This window comes from Paenibacillus sp. FSL H7-0943, from assembly GCF_037963265.1.
Classification (GTDB): Bacteria; Bacillota; Bacilli; order Paenibacillales; family Paenibacillaceae; genus Paenibacillus_AQ; species Paenibacillus_AQ odorifer.
Genome location: NZ_CP150148.1, coordinates 6,827,424 through 6,845,398, shown reverse-complemented (window position 1 = coordinate 6,845,398; position 17,975 = coordinate 6,827,424). Strand labels below are relative to the sequence as shown.

The 17,975-nt window shown below is 44.6% G+C and carries 14 protein-coding genes and 3 pseudogenes; 15 read left to right on the top strand and 2 right to left on the bottom strand.

The features are described 5' to 3' along the window. The first annotated feature begins 44 nt into the window (after window positions 1-44). Entirely contained in the window at window positions 45-212 is a 168-nt protein-coding gene (locus NSQ55_RS29970; RefSeq protein WP_063829780.1) for a CxxH/CxxC protein, read from the top strand. Window positions 213-310: 98 nt separating this feature from the next. Here the strand turns inward: NSQ55_RS29970 and NSQ55_RS29965 are convergent, their stop codons facing one another. Then, window positions 311-1,723, bottom strand: coding sequence for an MFS transporter (locus NSQ55_RS29965; protein WP_339170601.1), 1,413 nt, complete (start codon window positions 1,721-1,723; stop codon window positions 311-313). Between the two features lie 142 nt (window positions 1,724-1,865). On the opposite strand from NSQ55_RS29965, the gene NSQ55_RS29960 reads away from it, so the two are divergent. From NSQ55_RS29960 to NSQ55_RS29910, 11 genes and pseudogenes are all read left to right on the top strand, one after another. Then, window positions 1,866-2,216, top strand: coding sequence for a helix-turn-helix transcriptional regulator (locus NSQ55_RS29960; protein ID WP_076181727.1), 351 nt, complete (start codon window positions 1,866-1,868; stop codon window positions 2,214-2,216). A gap of 254 nt (window positions 2,217-2,470) precedes the next feature. Continuing rightward, the gene (gene rlmH / locus NSQ55_RS29955) at window positions 2,471-2,950 is read left to right on the top strand and encodes a 23S rRNA (pseudouridine(1915)-N(3))-methyltransferase RlmH (RefSeq protein ID WP_036677839.1); all 480 of its coding nucleotides are present in this window, start codon (window positions 2,471-2,473) and stop codon (window positions 2,948-2,950) included. A 90-nt stretch (window positions 2,951-3,040) separates the two neighbouring features. After that, window positions 3,041-3,895 (top strand): AraC family transcriptional regulator, encoded by an 855-nt coding sequence (locus tag NSQ55_RS29950; protein ID WP_094869785.1) that lies wholly within the window; start codon window positions 3,041-3,043, stop codon window positions 3,893-3,895. A gap of 693 nt (window positions 3,896-4,588) precedes the next feature. Beyond that, window positions 4,589-4,729 carry a hypothetical protein gene (locus NSQ55_RS29945; protein WP_339170595.1) on the top strand — a complete coding sequence of 47 codons (141 nt, stop codon included), beginning with the start codon at window positions 4,589-4,591 and terminating at the stop codon, window positions 4,727-4,729. A gap of 164 nt (window positions 4,730-4,893) precedes the next feature. Further along, complete coding sequence (locus tag NSQ55_RS29940; protein ID WP_339170592.1) at window positions 4,894-7,137, top strand: DUF3656 domain-containing protein; 2,244 nt, start codon at window positions 4,894-4,896, stop codon at window positions 7,135-7,137. Window positions 7,138-7,232: 95 nt separating this feature from the next. Beyond that, window positions 7,233-7,379: pseudogene (locus NSQ55_RS29935) on the top strand (DNA-binding response regulator); the annotation flags it as partial. Continuing rightward, window positions 7,376-8,214: pseudogene (locus NSQ55_RS29930) on the top strand (HAMP domain-containing sensor histidine kinase); the annotation flags it as partial. The pseudogenes NSQ55_RS29935 and NSQ55_RS29930, both read left to right, overlap by 4 nt. A gap of 101 nt (window positions 8,215-8,315) precedes the next feature. Continuing rightward, window positions 8,316-9,254: a VanZ family protein gene (locus tag NSQ55_RS29925; protein ID WP_036682416.1), complete on the top strand. Its 939-nt coding sequence runs from the start codon at window positions 8,316-8,318 to the stop codon at window positions 9,252-9,254. Window positions 9,255-9,278: 24 nt separating this feature from the next. Continuing rightward, window positions 9,279-9,859, top strand: a pseudogene (locus tag NSQ55_RS29920) (ABC transporter ATP-binding protein). Beyond that, window positions 9,856-12,447: an FtsX-like permease family protein gene (locus tag NSQ55_RS29915; RefSeq protein ID WP_339170589.1), complete on the top strand. Its 2,592-nt coding sequence runs from the start codon at window positions 9,856-9,858 to the stop codon at window positions 12,445-12,447. The pseudogene NSQ55_RS29920 and the gene NSQ55_RS29915 overlap by 4 nt, the downstream one beginning before the upstream one ends. 51 nt (window positions 12,448-12,498) lie before the next feature. After that, complete coding sequence (locus NSQ55_RS29910; protein ID WP_339170588.1) at window positions 12,499-12,690, top strand: HTH domain-containing protein; 192 nt, start codon at window positions 12,499-12,501, stop codon at window positions 12,688-12,690. Here the strand turns inward: NSQ55_RS29910 and NSQ55_RS29905 are convergent. Continuing rightward, entirely contained in the window at window positions 12,680-13,120 is a 441-nt protein-coding gene (locus NSQ55_RS29905; RefSeq protein ID WP_339170586.1) for a pyridoxamine 5'-phosphate oxidase family protein, read from the bottom strand. The genes NSQ55_RS29910 and NSQ55_RS29905 overlap by 11 nt on opposite strands. 316 nt (window positions 13,121-13,436) lie before the next feature. On the opposite strand from NSQ55_RS29905, the gene NSQ55_RS29900 reads away from it, so the two are divergent. The 3 genes from NSQ55_RS29900 to NSQ55_RS29890 all read left to right on the top strand — a co-directional run bounded on the left by NSQ55_RS29900 (window position 13,437) and on the right by NSQ55_RS29890 (window position 17,890). Continuing rightward, window positions 13,437-16,325 carry an S-layer homology domain-containing protein gene (locus NSQ55_RS29900; RefSeq protein WP_339170585.1) on the top strand — a complete coding sequence of 963 codons (2,889 nt, stop codon included), beginning with the start codon at window positions 13,437-13,439 and terminating at the stop codon, window positions 16,323-16,325. Window positions 16,326-16,497: 172 nt separating this feature from the next. After that, entirely contained in the window at window positions 16,498-17,454 is a 957-nt protein-coding gene (locus NSQ55_RS29895) for a zinc-binding alcohol dehydrogenase family protein (protein WP_339170583.1), read from the top strand. A 1-nt stretch (window position 17,455) separates the two neighbouring features. After that, window positions 17,456-17,890, top strand: a complete 435-nt coding sequence (locus NSQ55_RS29890) for a MarR family winged helix-turn-helix transcriptional regulator (protein ID WP_076124286.1) — start codon at window positions 17,456-17,458, stop codon at window positions 17,888-17,890. The last annotated feature ends 85 nt before the right edge of the window (window positions 17,891-17,975 follow it).

Below are 17,975 nucleotides of genomic sequence, written 5' to 3'. Positions count from 1 at the left end.
AGGAGTATTAGGCCGCAGCGGCACAGAAAGGGATGCTTGGTTGAATGTATGTAGTATGTAAAGAACATGTAGAGTTAGCCATCGACAAATTTGTGGACGAGTATGAGGATGCACCTGATATTGTGGACTTGAAGGAGACCGAGTTCTCGGACTGGGACCCGCCGGCCAAATGTGCGGAATGTGAGAAGAATGCGGAATATTTAGTGGTCTAAAGGACTGTTAAAATTTATTAAAAACACCTTGCAGTTCCGGAAATGGGCCGCAGGGTGTTTTTTTGCATGAAATAATATATGTGTTAGCCGATTAGGTCTTATGCATCTGCTGCATCTACTATGTCGGTCAGCGAGCTACTTCGGTTGCCTCGGCGATAGAGAATAGCTGAGATGATGGCGATCAATGCTGCAATAGAGAGTCCCCAGTAGATATTGGAGTAGGCTGCAGAAAGCGGCAGTCCGCGCTGCCATTCCAGAGCGCTTGCGGCCATAGCCACGCTGAAGGCGCCGCTAAAGAATTGCAGCAGCTGGAACAGGCCCATCCCAGAGCCGATTTGCGAAGAAGGCAGAATCCGAGAGATTTCATTGGATACACTACTGGACAGTGTCGTGAAGGCCAGACTCATAATCATATAGATGAACATGACGGAAATCCATGACCGCCCAGCAAAGAAAGCGAATAGGATGGTAGCGGTCAATACGAGCAATGGTGCAAAACGTAAAATCCCCGCATTGCCATAACGGTCAATGATTCGCCCCACGGAGCGGGAGACAAAGATGGCGAGCAGCGAACCCGGAAAGATCACAAGCCCGGCATGGCTTGCGCTGAAGCCGAAACGGTGAGTCAGAATCTGCGGCAGCAGGAATAACGTGGCAAAACTGCACAGGTAGGAGGCAACTCCGATCAGAGCCAACACGAGATATGAGCGGTTAAGGAAAAGCTCCGGCATCACGAATGGATCAGGTGTGCTGCGGATACGGCCAACAAATAAAGCAATGGCGACAATTCCGGCGATCAAGGCAATCCACAGCCCGCTGGTCAGGAACAGCAGCAGCCCGGTCGTGCCGACGCCCAAGAACAGCCCGCCAAGCACATCAAAGGAGCCACGGGTGGGTACTTCTTTGGGCAGCAGAATAAGGAACAGCGGCACTAGAAGCAGAATAGCTGCCGTTACAGAGAATAACCAAATCCAACCGAGATATTCGACGATGGCTCCGCCCGCGACCGGCCCAAGCCCTAGACCCAGCGAGACGGCTGACATAATTGTCGCCATTGCTTTGCCGCGGCGGGCTTGCGGGATATAGCGGGTAAATAGGACAAGCGACAAGGACATTACTGCGCCCGCGCCTGAGGCCTGGAGAATACGAACGATAAGCAGGAAGATAAAGTTGGTGCTGAAAAAGCCGGCAACAGCCGCGAGGCCCAGCGTCAACAAGCCTATAACCAACAGACGGCGAATCGGCAGAAAATCAGAAAGCCGGCTGTACGTGATTGAGGCAATCGAGAACATAATGGAATACCCGGTGACAATCCAAGAAGCGGACGCAGCCGTAATCCCGAAGGCTTCGGTCACATCAGGCAGCGCCAGATTGAACATAGCCGTATTCATGATGACGAGAACCACAGCGACACTGAACAGCAGGGTCAGCAGGCCTTCTCGTGGAAGAGGCGCTTCCGGAACGGAGGCTTCATGATCCGCATTCGCGGAGAGGTTATTTACAGAAGTCATGTGCGAAGCACTCCTTTTATTATTGTTTAATAGTTCGATTCCTTACGAACAATTGAAATATAGCATGCGTTGATATAAAATGCAATTAGGAACACCAATATTTTTTTCGCATTCATCGTACGACAAAAGGGGATAATCATCCGTGAAAATACTATTTCATCCGGACCGCAAGGACATTCAGCTTGCCTCCGTATTGTATGCACTCAGCGATCCGATTCGCTTACATATCGTATCGGATATTCACTTAAATGGAGAACAGGCTTGCAACTGCTTCAACGTCCCTATCGCAAAATCCACCATGTCTCACCATGCCCGTACTTTGCGCGAGTCAGGGGTTGTTTTTACACGAGTTCAAGGAACACAGCGCATGTTGTCCCTGCGGACTGAGGATCTTAATGCACGTTTCCCAGGCTTGCTGGACTCTATATTGAGTGCTTATGAAGCTGGGGAGAAACCGGATTTTGTGATGGAGGAGCAGGGGGAGAGTAAGTAGAAGTAGATTGAACCTGCTGAGGACGGGGAATACATGAAATTCTAGATTCAGGCAATCTAGGAATACGTGGGATCAGATCCAGGGATTGCATGAAAAATAGGACATTTAGGGACTGCGCAAGAGTAGGCCGTTTTAATTGTCGTTTCTTTTCCACCAAATATGTGATAGAACAGAAGGTACTTACTAAAACTACAAGGGACGCCCAGTGCGCGTCCTTTTGCTATTTCTATAGAGGATTATGACAGGAGGCACTTATGCTTATTCAAATTATTGGCGTAGGAAAGTTGAAGGAAAAGTACTTGATCGATGGCATCGCGGAGTATGCAAAACGGCTGACACCATACCTGAAGTTTCAGGTCATTGAGGTGGCAGATGAAAAAGCACCCGATTCTCTAAGCGAAGCAGAGGTCGTGCAGGTGAAGGGACGCGAGGGCGAACGCATCCTCGCGCAGATTAAGAGCGAGGCGCATGTCATTGCGCTCGCGATCGACGGCAAGCTGTGGAGCTCGGAAGAGCTTGCCGCAGAAATTGACCGGCTCGGCACCTACGGGACGAGCCATGTCGTGTTCGTCATCGGAGGGAGCCACGGGCTCTCCGACGAGGTCATGCGCCGCGCGCAGCAGCGCATGAGCTTCGGGCGCATGACGCTGCCACATCAGCTCATGCGCTTGGTGCTGGTGGAGCAGGTGTATCGCGCGGTGAAGATCAATCGGGGGGAACCGTATCATAAGTAGGGGCAAGTTTTTTGCTGACTTTTTCGTGCAGAAATTGCAAGGTATTCATTTTTTATTTCCGATAAAATTACCTTGAAGGGAGGGAATACGATGGATTGGTTGGACAGGATGAATAGTGCCATGGAATATATCGAAACAAATCTAGCGGACACTATTTCATTTGATGAAATAGCACAGAGAGCCTGTTGCTCTACCTATCATTTTCAAAGAATGTTTCCATTTATTACTGGCGTATCGTTATCGGAGTACATTCGACGTCGACGGTTGACATTGGCGGCATTCGAACTGCAGACAACAGACTCAAAGGTTATTGATGTAGCTATGAAATATGGATATGATTCGCCGGAGGCGTTTGCACGGGCCTTTAAGAATCTTCATGGTATTATGCCGACATCTGCGCGCGATACAGGTGTTTCTCTAAAAGCCTATCCTCGAATGTCCTTTCATATTTCAATAAAAGGGGATGTCGAAATGAATTACCGTATTGAGCAAAGAGGTTCTTTTGAGATGTTTGGAGTATATGGATTTATAAATGCAGACCAGAAAACAGCGTTCTCTGAAGTTCCTCAATTCCGTATAAAATGTGATGATGATGGCAGCGTTGATCTTATGAACGACTTACTGGGACGTTTTGGTGACACCATGTTACACGCCGCCCTTTACGATCACACTAAAGAATCTTTCAAATACATGGTCTGTTATCATTTACCTAAGGGTCTTGAAATTCCGGAGAGATTTACAAAACTTTCTGTCCCAACATTAACGTGGGCGATTTTCCCGGAGCCGCAATGTGATATGCAAAAACTATGGCAACGAATCTATTCTGAGTGGTTTCCGACATCTGAATACGAACAGGTTGAGGGCCCTAGTTTCGAAATGTATTATGGAATGGCACGGCATGGGAATGTTTCAGGAGAAATCTGGATACCGGTGAAGAAAAAATAACGCTCTTATGCGAGCGAAATGTAGGCGTTAACGAAGATGACAACTGAACAAATCTAGATTAATAAAGGGTCATCCCCACAAAGGATGGCCCTATAACTTGCCGTTACAGACAGCGCGGTGAACCGTATCATAAGTAGTGGTAAAGCGGAGAACAGAACTCAATATTAGTTTAAATGACTTGAACTGCACGGCATAACGGTTGAAAGCCAATACAATTGAAATAACAAAAATGTAAAAAGAGCCTCCACTTCGATTTTAGTGGAGGCTCTTTTAAGGCTGCTAATCAATGCGCCAGATGCTCGCTCATACTTATGTAAAATTAAATGTTTGCTACTTGGCAATGATAGGCACCCATAATTCCTGCTCAATTTTGGCTCCAGGAGCCAAATAATTCTCTATACATGAGGAGTGAAGAGTTTATTGTTATCTCAGCTGAGAGCGATATTCAGGATATTGTAGGTATGCTTCGTGACGCTAATGATGAGAAGATACGCGTACGCGTGGCGAAAAATGTACTTAAAGAATTATTATGAGATACGTCCCTCAGAGCAAATGAGGTCATTTAAAACAAGCGCACAAGCCATTGGCTTGTGCGTTTTGCTGCAGCTTAAGTATAGTTCTTATTTTATGATTAATGGTAATAGTCTGAAATTTGATTTTCTAATAATCTTATTAATTTAAACGGGAGCGGCCATGTCGTCATTTATCGGATTTATAGTAGTTATTATCGTATTATCCATCTTAACTGGGATGAAGCAGGGGACTAAGAAGAAGAGAGGACGCAGTACGGCAAGCGGAAACCTGCTGTTAAGAAAAGCAATAACAAAAGCGTGAAAACGACCTTTAACTGTTCTTCAATAACATGCAGTCCTGACGATGTACTTTTAAGAACACCTTTGGACAAACTAGCATGCAAACTTGCCGTTACAGACAAAGCGCTGAACCGTATCACAAGTAACTACAAATTTTATTAATTTTTGGGTCATAAGGAGGAAGAAATGACTGAATTACTAGCTCCAGCAGGAAATATGGAAGCTTTAAAAGCTGCAATTTCTAATGGTTGTGATGCAATATACTTAGGAATGCAAAAATTTGGTGCACGTGCATACTCATCTAATTTTGATTTAGAAACGTTAAAAGAGGCTGTTACGTATGCGCACCTGAGGGACGTTAAACTCTATGTTGCAATGAATACCATCGTTTTTGAAAACGAAGTTGAAGAGATGAAAGAGCAGATCCACGAATTAAATAAAATCGGTGTGGATGGCATTATCGTCCAGGATCTGACTGCGTTCGATTATATCGTTAAAAACTTTCTTGATATGGAAGCACATTGTTCAACTCAAATGGGAATAGACGATTTAGACGGAACTTTATTATTAAAAGAACTTGGTGCCAAAAGAGTTGTTCTGTCCCGTGAGGTTGAGATTGAAAAAGTAAAAGAGATCAAAAGAAAAGCTGAGATACCTTTAGAAATTTTCGTTCACGGTGCTTTATGTGTATCTTACTCGGGAAACTGTCTAATGTCAGGATTAATGGGTAATCGAAGCGCAAATCGCGGAAGATGTGTGGGTTCATGCCGTAAGGAGTATGAACTCATGGATAAGACAACAGGTACATCTTTAGGGAAAAACCATATTCTATCTACCAAGGACTTAAACACAATCGACTATATCGAGGATTTAAAAGAAATCGATTCTTTAAAAATAGAAGGCCGAATGAAAGTGCCTACGTATGTTGCTAATGTTGTATCCAAATATCGCATGGCCTTAGATCATAAAATAACCGAAGAAGATAAAGAAAATCTAAAAAAAACATTCAATCGAACATTTACTAAAGGATATTTGTTTCACGAAGATAGGAGAAATATTACAAACATTTTAAGACCTAATCACTTTGGTTATGAAATTGGAACAATCAGCAAGATTGTTAAAGATAGGTATGAAATAACACTTACACGTCCTTTAAATCAGAACGATACCATTCGAATCAGTCACAACAATGAAGATGTTAATTTAACGGTTGCAAAACTGTACGATAAAGAGGGCGAATTAATCAACAAAGCAGAGGATGTCTGCTATATCAAAATCAAAGAAAAGATGTCTACGGGAGATTTAGTATATAAAACGAAGGATTATTTCTATAACAAAGAATTAGAATCATCACTGGAAAAAGAATTTAAGCGGTTTAACCTCGATATTAGAGTATATGCACGTCCAGATTCAAAGCTTGTCATAGATGCGGAGGGCTTAGGCTGTCATTATTCATATGAAAGCGAGGAAATACTAGGCGAAGCCATTAATAATCCAACAACAAAAGACCAGGTAATCAAGCAATTTTCAAGATTAAATGATACGATATTCGAACTTAATCATGTGGATTTTGAGGAATGCAATGCTTTTATTCCAGCTAAACTGTTAAATGCAGCAAGAAGAGATATTGTACTGGGCTTATATGACTTAAAGCTTAACAGCCAGAAGAAAAGAACCAAGGCTTTGGAAGCAAAAGAAAAAATAAGCTTTGCCCCTGAAAAACCATACTTTACGGCCTCTGTAACGACTAAGGAGCAGTATGATGCTTGCGTGAGCTGTGGAATTAAGGAAATCTATTATGAAAATGTTGTTAGAAGAAATCAGAATCGTTATAAGGAAAAAGAAGGGCAGCTACTAATCGGAGGATACGGCGGAATTTATCACTACAGAGAAACGAATCCGTTTGTTACGGACTATTCTATAAATGTTGTTAATGCTACTAGTTGCTATGAATTATATAAATTAGGTGCAAAACGAGTCACTTTATCTTATGAATTGAATAAGAGCCAAATTGAAGATTTAAGGAATGCCTATTATGAAGAAAATGACGGCTATCCTGCACTGGAAATGATTGTATATGGCAAGGTTCCTTTGATGTTTACAAAATATTGTCCGATGAAAAAAATGAATCAATGCAGAATTTGCAAAACGAAGAGCTATGAGTTAAAAGATGAGCACGGAACGTTCCCTATCATTTCCCATAATGATTGTACAACGACTCTCCTTAATGGGAAGACGCTTAATCTTTTAGATGAGCTACAAAACATCAAAGGAATCGAGGCGCTCAGATTAAACTTCACAGTTGAATCCAAAGAGCAGGTTGTGAAAGTCATTAATATGGCGTCAGGCAAATTAAATGGCTCTATGAATAATGCTGTCTTTAATCAGGAAACAGACACAAGAGGACATTTTAATAAAGAGATTGTGTAGTCGTGGAATTCATTAAATGTTCTAAAATCTTGGGGAATACTATAAGTAAATCCGAGACAGGTGCAATTCAATCCAATCCTAAGGATGAACTTCAGATGAAAATATTATTAGTTGAAGATGATAAGACGATCGCGTCGGGACTGGAATATTCGCTGCAGCAAGAGGGTTATTGGACTGTTCTCTGCCATAATGCCGCTTCAGCCCGAAAGGTGCTCGCCGAAGACATCGATCAGTTCACTATTACGAGCTAGAGAAGCTGTCCATCTATTTACGGGAGATTAGCAGCGGCCAGGCCTCCCTTGACCCTCGCGATAATCAAGAAGGTGAGCTTAGCATCTTAAAGAATGATATTTACAAGGTGACACGCATGCTCTCCGAGCATCGTTCTCTATTGCAGCAGGATAAGCTTCAACTGACCGATGCCATCTCCGATATTTCACATCAACTCAAAACACCGATCACCTCTATGACAGTCATGGCAGATCTGTTAAGCGCCCCTGATCTGCCTCCACTCAAAAGAACGGAGTTCACCCATCATATTCGCATTCAACTTGAACGGATCGATTGGCTTGTTTCATCTTTATTAAAGCTAGCGAAAATGGATGGGGGACTATCCCGTTCAAAAAAGATCGAATACACATGAAAACCCTAATCCTAAATGCACTGGAGCCGGTTATGATTCCGATGGATATTAAGGGACAGACCGTTTCCATCACAGGGGATGACAACGTCTCTTTTGACGGCGATTTCCATTGGACTGCTGAAGCGGTTATCAATATTTTGAAGAATGGAGTGGAGCATACACCTGAGGGCGGTGCGATTACCATCATATTTTCCGACAACGTGCTATTTACGGAAATCGTTATTGCTGACAACGGAGAGGGCATCCCGAAAGAGGATTTGCCTTATATATTCAAACGTTTTTATAAAGGAAAGAATGCTAATGAAGGAAGCATCGGTATAGGGCTTGCGATGGCTCACAGCATCATTGCAAGCCAGAACGGCGTGATTGATGTAACGAGCGACAGCGGGACTGGTACAGAGTTTCGGATCAAATTTTATAAGCATGTGATTTAACAGCACTCCATAAGTGACTAAACTGTCACCTCCAATGTCACTGTAAAGTCATTTTGGACAGATAAAATGATATTCATCAGATGAACGATGGAGGTACAACCATGCAAATGAAGCAGCAGCGCAAGATTACTTTTTTTATCACGATAGGCTACACCCTGATTATTCTTTATTTTATGTTTTTTGCTTTCGGCAGAGCGGATAAGGTAGATCTAACCAGTCAGTACACCTTTATTTTTTTGCCGGACGATTTTTTTAGGGTGCCGGGTCTTTCCGATCTTCTACATCCGACACTGATGGACTTGGTGGGTATTGGAAACATTGCAGCCTTCATACCTTTTGGCATACTGTTTCCGTTGTTATACCGCACCAGCTTTGTTCGCTTCATGACAGGGTTTATCCTGTCCATTCTTGTGGTGGAGACCATCCAGGCACTAACATTCCTCGGCAGCTTTGACACGAACGACGTCATAAAGAACTCATTGGGCGCTGCTATTGGATTCGGGGCCTACAAGATTGGCTTCCGTACAAAAAACTACTGGAGAAATATCACTGCTACGGGAATTGCCAGTGCTGTCTTAATGCTCGGCGTGTGGGGGGTCTTAGGAGTAGTTGATCAAGTGTTCACCAAAGAGTTGGCCCCTTTTGTAGCGATAAACGAATGGGAAGATAGTACCGGAAATCGATTAACGGGAACCAAACAGGACAGTCTTAAGATTGGCGGTCAAGACGTGACACCCCAATATAATGTGTATGGCATCGAAGGTAAAAAGAAGGAAACATATACGTATTCGCTAGGCAATAAGGGAGATCTGTATCTTAGCTTGAATTATGGAATTCCTGATCATAAGGATTTTCAGGGCAGCATTAAGGTTACCGTTGACGGGCATGAGCTCCTGTCTGTATCTGCAGAAGATCAGCTCCATGAGCCGGATATGAGGATCCTTTATCTCACCGGGGCTAATGAGCTTAAGATAACCATTGAGGGGAATGAAACCCTTTGGGATGTTGGATATAGAGAGATGGTATACACCTGGAATTGAGCATCTAGGGAAGGAGGGATGGCAATGGAGATTTTAACAATTGAAAATTTGTCCGAAATATACGGTACAGGCGAATCGGCGGTGAGGGCGCTTGATGATGTTTCCTTTTCGGTCCAAAAAGGTGAATTCGTCGCAATTATCGGACCTTCCGGATCGGGGAAATCGACATTCCTTCATATGCTAGGCGGTGTGGATCGACCGACTGGCGGGAAAGTGTATGTTCAGGATACGGATATGTATACCTTGGACGAAACGCAGCTGGCCATCTTCAGACGCAGGCAAATCGGGCTGATCTTGTGAATACGTTGAATTTGCAGCATCGATTAAACCATCTGCCAAATCAGCTATCCGGTGGACAGCAGCAGCGTGTCTCGATTGGCAGGGCGATCATCGGCAATCCTGCGATCATGCTGGCCGACGAACCCACCGGGAATCTGGACAGCAGGAATAGCAGCGAGATCGTCGTTTTATTGAAAATACTGAATAAGACCTATCATCAGACACTGATCGTAATCACGCATGACGAACGGATCGCCCTGCAAGCCGACAGAATCATTTCGATTGAAGATGGGAGGATTGCCAAAAACGAGGTGATAAGGCGATGAATATTGTCAATACATTAACCATCCGGCATCTGAAGCAGAACAAGAGACGAACACTTGTGACTATTTTTGGCGTAATTATTTCGGTATCCATGATGACCGCTGTCATTACGCTTATTTTTTCCTTTGCGGATTTAATGATCAGACAAACGATCACAGATACAGGGGAGTGGCATATTCAGTATCAAGATATAACTAAGAAACAGCTTGCGGCGATACAGGGCGATGATGCAACCAAAACGGTTGCAATCACAAGAGACCTTGGGTATGCCCCATTAGAAGGGGGACAAAATACCAATAAGCCGTACTTGTTCATTAAGGAATATAATGTGCAAGGGTTCACACAATTTCAGATTGAAATAAGCAAGGGACGTCTTCCGCACACGGACAAGGAGGTTGTGATCTCCGAGTCTGTTGCAACAAATGGCAAAGTGAAGTACGAAATCGGCGACCGTCTAACGCTTCGCGTCGGCGACCGATTCGAACAAGGGGGCGATCATCCCCTGGATCAGACGGAACCGCTGCGCAGGAAAGACGGCACATTGACCGAGACATTACAGCATAGCATAATTAGGGATTATACGGTGGTAGGCTTCATTAAACGTCCTGTGTCGGAAACGGCTTGGGCTCCGGCTTATACGATCATTAGCTATGTCGATGATCATATCATCGGGGGGGACGATCGGGTCGATGCGTCGGTGGTCTTGCAGCGGGTCAATCCGTTCTTGTTCGCACATGCGGAGAAGCTGGCTGAGAAAAACCAAATTGACACTGTCCAATATAATAACGATTTGCTTCGTTATTATGGCTTGTCCAGCAGCGGGGCCTCATCCAGCATGATGTTCTCATTATCGGCAATCATTATAGGGACTATTATAATTGGCTCGGTTGGACTCATCTATAACGCTTTTGCGATATCCGTCTCGGAACGTTCCCGCCATTTAGGGATGCTCGCGAGCGTGGGGGCGACGAAAAGGCAGAAGCGAAATTCCGTATTTTTTGAAGGTATCGTCATTGGTTTGATCAGCATTCCCATTGGCATCTTATGCGGTCTTGCCGGAATCGGAATCGCCTTTTCGTTCATGAACACAATGATTGAAGGGGCATTATGGACTAGTGAAAAGCTGAGGCTTATCGTCACGCCGTTATTGCTCTTGATTACTTGTCTTGTTTCGATGCTGACGATTTTCGTTTCGGCGTATCTCCCGGCGGTTAAAGCATCCAGGGCATCTCCCGTGGACGCGATTCGCCAAACCACTGACGTAAAGCTTACGGCCAAAGCAGTGAAGACGTCGAAGATCATTCGTAAGCTCTTCGGAATCGAAGCAGAAATCGGGCTGAAAAACTTAAAAAGGAACAAACGAAGACATCATGTTATTCTTTTTTCGCTTGTCATCAGCATCGTTTTGTTTTTGACGATATCGTTTTTCACGACTGGCCTGACACAATCTCTGGCATTGTCGCTGGAAGGCATCAATTACGATATTGAAGTGTCGTCCAGTAATGGCGAAAGACTAGATGACCGGTTGATGCAATCGCTTGTATCTCTGGATGGCGTCACGGAATACAACGTGAGTCATGAGTTAGTCGGGAACGCTTGGGTCGATGCAGCAAGCATCGCCGACGAGTTGCAAGAGAAGGTTAAGCAGGATAAAAGTATGCTGCAAGACGGGAAATACCCTTACGAAATTAAGCTCTATGCAATGAATGATTCGAGCCTGCAAGCCTATGCCAGAGCGGTTGGCGCAGATTACGAACAGCTTACGGATCTGGATCATCCCGCCGCAATCTTGATGGATACGATTCATTACAAAGATATAGATACGGGGAAATATATTCAGACGAAGTCCATATATGCGAATATCGGACAACATATCGAGCTAACGAGTTTTATTAAAGCGAGCGGGGAAGAAACGAAGGCAAATAAAGTGATATTTGCCGTATTGACGGATAAGGCACCGATGGGGATGAGCCCGGTAGGCGTAGGCGGGTTAAATATGATCGTGTCGGAACGCGTCATGAATCGGCTGGCAGACGGCGAGGAGCTGGCTAACGCTTCGATGTACCTCCATTTGAAAAGCACGGAACCGGTGAAAACGCAGCAGGAAATTGAAGCGATGAATGAGACCAATCTGAATGTCTACAATGTATATCAATTCAGAATAAGAGAAGAACAACAGATTCTGCTGATGAACGTCTTTTCTTACGGTTTTATCGTATTAATCTCTGCGATTTCTGTTGCGAACATCTTTAATACGATCTCAACAGGGCTGGCTCTTCGCAAACGGGAATTCGCGATGCTGAAATCCGTAGGCGCGACGCCAAAGGGGTTTGCAAAAATGCTGAACTATGAGAGTGTTTTTTATGGGGTCAAGTCGCTCTTGTATGGGCTTCCTGTCAGTTTCGCCGTGATGTTTCTGATCTATAAAGCATTTGCGAACAAATTTAGCTATGGGTTCACCCTGCCCTGGATGAGCATTCTGTCTGTCATTGTGTGTGTATTTGTCATTGTCAGCTCTGCGGTTGTTTATTCCGGAGCTAAAGTAAAAAAGGAGAATATTATTGATGCATTAAAGCAAGAGAATATATGATTCACTTACTTCACCCAGAGGAGGAGACGTTACCCGACGTCACACACAATCATGCGAGTCGACCGATTGCTCTCCATGCTGCTGATCATCTCCGGTAAAGGTACGGTAACGGGCAAGGAGCTTGCCGAGCATTTCGAGGTATCCTTGCGGACGATCTACCGGGATATCGAAAAAATAAGCGAAGCTGGCATACCGATTGCCTCGTCCAGCGGCAAGGGCGGAGGATACTATATTATGGACTGATCCCTTTATGGGCGTCATTCCACAGGCCCTTTGTCAGGCGAATGCGCAGCAGACATGTGTTAGGGTCTTCGTCGTTATTGGCTTCGTTATACCACCCGGCGAATATTGTGCGCAGCTTTGTCATCATCTCCGCGTTTTTCTCGTCACATACCCAGCCCAGGTTTTCACCGATACCATCGGCCGTAAAGTTTTCGACGATGATACAAACAGCGACTTCGGGGTTTTGGGCGATCTGCTGCATCTTGCCTGAGGTTGCGTAAGTAACGGTGTAGAACGCACCGTCCTCATAATAGGCGTCTACAATGCGGGCGGAGGGACGGCTTTTGCCATTAGCCCCCGGTTCCAGTGCGATGGTGGATAGTGAGATCAGGCCGTCCTTGTTACCCGCTTGTTCTTCCAGCAGCTTCATGGCTTCGTCGTACTTGCTCATTATATTACCTCCTAAAGTGTCATAAGGCATACATTATTAAGCTTATCATTGTAAAATCTTAGTGCATGTGAAGAATAATACGATAAAATATTAAATCGCCATCAATCCAAGCTTATACTCGATGGTCTTTTTTTTATGCCATTTAATCTCCAGTCTACAAATATATCTATTTTTTTTATGTAATAGACATTGTAAATTACCCTGGTCCTATTGTAGAATCAAGAAGTTGTCGAATAATGGTGTAAAATGCCATCCTTGGAACTCACTAGGACGACAGACTCATTGATATTTTTAGAGTAAGAAGGGGGAAGAAACAATGTTATTCCAAGCAGCACGCCGTAAACTCAGTCTGATGATTGTGTTTGCCCTATTATTAAGCACTCTTACGCCACATATGGTGTTTGGTGAGGCCGCGCAGTTCAAAGACATCACAGGCTCTTATGCGCAAAAGGAGATTCAATCATTAACTGAAGCAGGAATAATCTCAGGTTATGAAGATAACTCTTTTAAACCGAAAAAGGCTATGTCACGTGCCGAACTGGCGAAAATCATAGTTCTGTCGTTGGGTCTAGAAGAAAATGCTGATCAAGCCGCACCGTTTAAAGACGTTGCCGCGAACAGTTGGTATCGCGGTTATGTAGGTGCATTGGTAAAGGCAGGCATTACGGAGGGGACATCGGCCACCACCTTCAGTCCTAATGCAAATGTCACCCGTGAGGAGCTGGTCGTGTTTTTCATCCGAGCTTTCGAATTGGATGAAACAGCGAAGAAGCTTCCGGTTGATAGCAAGCTGTCGGATATCTCAGAGGTGTCCGAATGGGCAAAAGCGCAAGTATCCCTTGCCTTCAAAAATGGTTTCATCAACGGGGTCCAAGGCAGTGACGGCACTCTGAAATTCAAACCGAAAGAGCATGCGGAGCGCCAGGCTCTGGCTCGTCTGGCTTATGAGTTCAAAACCAATAAATCAGTATATGTCGAGAAATCCAAACAGCTTCTGGCTGAAGAGCTTAATAAGGGCAAGAGTCCTGAGGCAACACCGACTGCCACCCCGGCAACAACTGACCGCGGGACATCTGTGACAGCACCGGCGCCGGGAGCTTCAGGTCCGGGAACGCCAGCATCGGCAACCCCAGCACCAGTGACACCAACACCGACACCAACACCGACACCGACACCAACACCAACACCGACACCGACACCGGCACCGACACCGGCAAATGCTCTCCAGGTTGTGGTGAAGGGGGAGAGTTCAGATGCCATTTATGTGGAAGAGCCAACAGAAGTTATATTCCGCTCATCGATTAATGCGCCAGGAACGGTAATCGCTAGTGTCTATCAAGTAGATGACAGCGGCAAAGTCATTTCGCAAATCATTTCGTTGTACGATGACGGTTTGGAAGCCCATGGAGACAGTCTTGAGGCAGACGGACTGTACAGTGGCAAAGCAGTATTGACTGAAAGTACGGAGGGTTACATAAATCTGCAGGCGTTTGTGGGAGATGTGCCAAGCAGCACAGTTTTTAAATTATCTGTAATGAAGCATCTTACGGATGAACAGCTTGCACAAACGGAAATCATTGAAAATAATACACAGAGTAAGCTTGATCAACTGGCTACTTCATATGGTAATTTGCAAAAAGCAAAGGAAGAAACTGTGGCTTGGCTCCAAACCCAAGCAGAAGTAGAGCATGCTGGGATTTCGGGTGAAGGAGGAAGCATCTGGTATTTGCTGGACAACGGGATTCTAGGGGGGATATCCGCAGCTCCTGAGAATACAAAAGGGTTAAGCAGCACCGTAGAAGAGGCTGCGTCCAGTGCTGCATTGGCGGCTGAGGCGCTAACGCAAAATGTGGAACAAACCGTAGCCACCATAGGAAGCCAGCGGGTTGCTGTAATTTCTCCGTTCTCAGGCACACTTCCATCTTCGACTGTTTATGATGCTGTATATCACAGCTTCGACCAGTCGAGTTACCCTTTCCTTGTGGAAAGAGTAAAGGACACCGCAGCGGGCGTTAATTTCTTTAAAGGGCTGAATCAGTATGGCGTCGTGGTCTTGGATACCCACGGAGATACTTACTATGATGAAATAGTGCTACAGAAGCTCCATAATAAATACGGCATTGATTTCAAATACGCTGGACCGCAAGTCATGTTCTTGACAGGAGAAAAGGCAACGACAGAGAGCAAAAAGACCTATGAGTTGGACTTGAAAAAGGGAAGATTGGCTATTATATCCGGTTATTATGCTATTACACCGTCTTTTATTACACGGTACAACGATATGCTTCCTGATACCATCGTATATAATGGCAGCTGCCGCAGCGCGTACAACGATTCCATGGCAGATGCCTTCATCAACAATGGTGCTGGTACTTATTATGGATATACCGATTATGTAAAGCTTGCATATGATCAAGCTATTGCTAAATCCGTATTTACCGCTTTAAACGATGACAACATGACAACCGAAAAAGCCTTTCAGGCAGCAGTAGCTGCCCATGGAGCAAACGATGGGTTGGCAGCATTCTTCATGAAAGGAAGCAGCATGGGCACTAAGACCGAAGGGGTCATCAACGGAACCTTTGAAAACGGAACTTGGACCGGCTGGAATGGAAACGGCGATGTTCGGGTGATTTCCAAGCTGGGACCGCTTAAACCGACAGAGGGGAACTACATGGCTATTATCAGCACTGGCCTTGGGTATGAAAACAATGATCAAGGAGGATATGACTACAATTCAGACAGTTATATCGAGCAAAGTTTCATTGTTCCGGCGGGTGCAACAACCCTATCGTTCGATTACAATTTCATTTCTGAGGAGCCTAAGGAATTCGTTGGAAGCAAATTCAATGACACCTTCAGAGCAACGGTAACTTCCAGTGTATACATTAATACGGCTTCCCTCATTACTTCTCACATAAATGGCGGCAATACAGTGACGTCCAGTGTCTATGGTAATGATTCTGTTATTATCGGGGCTGAATCGATTAATGAATCCACGGCCTATTGGATTGAAGAGAACAAAGTAGCGATTGATTTCTACGGCGGGGATCATACAACATACATGACGAATTGGAAGCATGTACAATTTGATGTAAGCCAATTTGCCGGCAAGGGCTCCATTGTCCTTCGGTTCCATGTTTGGGATCAAGGAGATAGTATCTACGATACGGCGGTACTAATCGATAATGTAATATTAAAGTAATCAAAAAACGGCTGGATCAGGGGAACCTGACCAGCCGTTTCTTTTGGAAATAAGCTAATGGGCGTGCGTTTGGATATGGATTCCAAATAAAATGTGCATATTGCACATAATTTGTGTTATACTTTATTATGTGCAATATGCACATAATATGGGGTGGAAGAAGGGTGTAAATATGAAGGCAGCAATCGTAAAGGTTAAGGGGACGATTCCCGTAATGGGTCATTTTGATTCCCCCGTTGGGACAGAGGGGCTAGTTATAATTAACGTTACGGCCACAGCCTTGAGTCGAGTTAGCAAGTTCCGTTCAATGGGTATGCACTATTCTTCTGAAGATAACTTTCCAATTGTAGCCGGTATCGACGGTGTAGGAACTTTGAAAGATGGGTCTCGTGTTTACTTTGCGCTGCCTACTGCACCATATGGCAGTTTGGCTGAGCAAACAATCGTCAACGAAAAGCTGACTGTCCGTTTACCAGATGGTATTGATGATCTCACTGCTGCCGCTATCGCCAACCCTGCTATGTCGTCATGGGCTGCATTGGTATTTCGAGCTGGTTTTAAATCCGGTCAAACTGTATTGATTAATGGCGCTACTGGTGCATCCGGTAGTTTAGCAGTTCAGATTGCTAAGGGTCTGGGGGCCAAGAAGGTCATTGTAACAGGACGCAACGAATCAAAGTTGCAAGCACTTGAAGCTGATGAGGCCATTGCATTTGATATGACAGCCGACAACGGTCAAAAAATGTTTGAAAACGTCCTAATGCCAGTTATTGCTGAAGGTGTTGATGTTATATTGGATTATCTTTGGGGCGACAGCGCACTCGCCATCATGTCAGCTCTTGCTAAGGCGAAAACGGATCGTTCAACCCGTTTTGTAAGCATTGGAACTTCATCTGGCCAAGAAAGCATTCATTTACCTTCATCTCTTTTACGCTCATCAACAATCGAACTCGTAGGTAGCGGAGATAAGAGTGTTTCCAAAGCTGATATGCTATCCGCTGTTAGAGGTGTCTTTGAAATGGCCGCCGAGGGGAAGATAAAAATTACCACAAAAGAGTTCGCTCTAGAAGATATTGAAGAGGCCTGGAATGCCCCGCTAATGCCTCGTCCTGTTGTAAGGGTGAAATAAAATGGAAAACGATATTTTTAAAGCGCTGATCGATTTAGTTTCCATTATCAATAGGCCAGACCGCGATAAGAAGATGATTGCTAATGCTGGCGTAAATTTGGAGGCAGCAACCTTTCGTGTCTTTGTGGGCATCGTGCATCTCCAACCGACTAGTGTTGGTGATTTGGCCGCCATGATGGGAAAAAACTATTCGAGTGTTAGCCGGCAAATCGATAAGTTAGAAAACGCGGGGTTGGTTCATACGTATCCATCAAGTGCAGATTCCCGCATTCGTGTGTCTGAATTGACGAAAAGCGGGGAGAAAATCAATGCAATGATTAGCCTCACCCGTGAACGAATTTTGCATGAAGCTTTGGATGACTGGACTCTGGAGGAAAAAAACAGCTTATTGAATAACTTAAGGCGTTTATTTGAATCGCTGCAAAGATTCGACTAGTTGCAGATTATGACTGTTCACACACAGTTCGATGTTTATTGCCATGGTGGATATTCGGGTAAAAGGAATTACGGATTCAATGGGG

Bases quoted from the DNA above. Each gene is read 5' to 3' on its own strand.
- NSQ55_RS29970 (WP_063829780.1), top strand. From the start codon at position 45: ATGTATGTAGTATGTAAAGAACATGTAGAGTTAGCCATCGACAAATTT.
- NSQ55_RS29965 (WP_339170601.1), bottom strand. From the start codon at position 1,723: ATGACTTCTGTAAATAACCTCTCCGCGAATGCGGATCATGAAGCCTCC.
- rlmH (WP_036677839.1), top strand. From the start codon at position 2,471: ATGCTTATTCAAATTATTGGCGTAGGAAAGTTGAAGGAAAAGTACTTG.
- NSQ55_RS29950 (WP_094869785.1), top strand. From the start codon at position 3,041: ATGGATTGGTTGGACAGGATGAATAGTGCCATGGAATATATCGAAACA.
- NSQ55_RS29945 (WP_339170595.1), top strand. From the start codon at position 4,589: ATGTCGTCATTTATCGGATTTATAGTAGTTATTATCGTATTATCCATC.
- NSQ55_RS29940 (WP_339170592.1), top strand. From the start codon at position 4,894: ATGACTGAATTACTAGCTCCAGCAGGAAATATGGAAGCTTTAAAAGCT.
- NSQ55_RS29925 (WP_036682416.1), top strand. From the start codon at position 8,316: ATGCAAATGAAGCAGCAGCGCAAGATTACTTTTTTTATCACGATAGGC.
- NSQ55_RS29915 (WP_339170589.1), top strand. From the start codon at position 9,856: ATGAATATTGTCAATACATTAACCATCCGGCATCTGAAGCAGAACAAG.
- NSQ55_RS29910 (WP_339170588.1), top strand. From the start codon at position 12,499: ATGCGAGTCGACCGATTGCTCTCCATGCTGCTGATCATCTCCGGTAAA.
- NSQ55_RS29905 (WP_339170586.1), bottom strand. From the start codon at position 13,120: ATGAGCAAGTACGACGAAGCCATGAAGCTGCTGGAAGAACAAGCGGGT.
- NSQ55_RS29900 (WP_339170585.1), top strand. From the start codon at position 13,437: ATGTTATTCCAAGCAGCACGCCGTAAACTCAGTCTGATGATTGTGTTT.
- NSQ55_RS29895 (WP_339170583.1), top strand. From the start codon at position 16,498: ATGAAGGCAGCAATCGTAAAGGTTAAGGGGACGATTCCCGTAATGGGT.
- NSQ55_RS29890 (WP_076124286.1), top strand. From the start codon at position 17,456: ATGGAAAACGATATTTTTAAAGCGCTGATCGATTTAGTTTCCATTATC.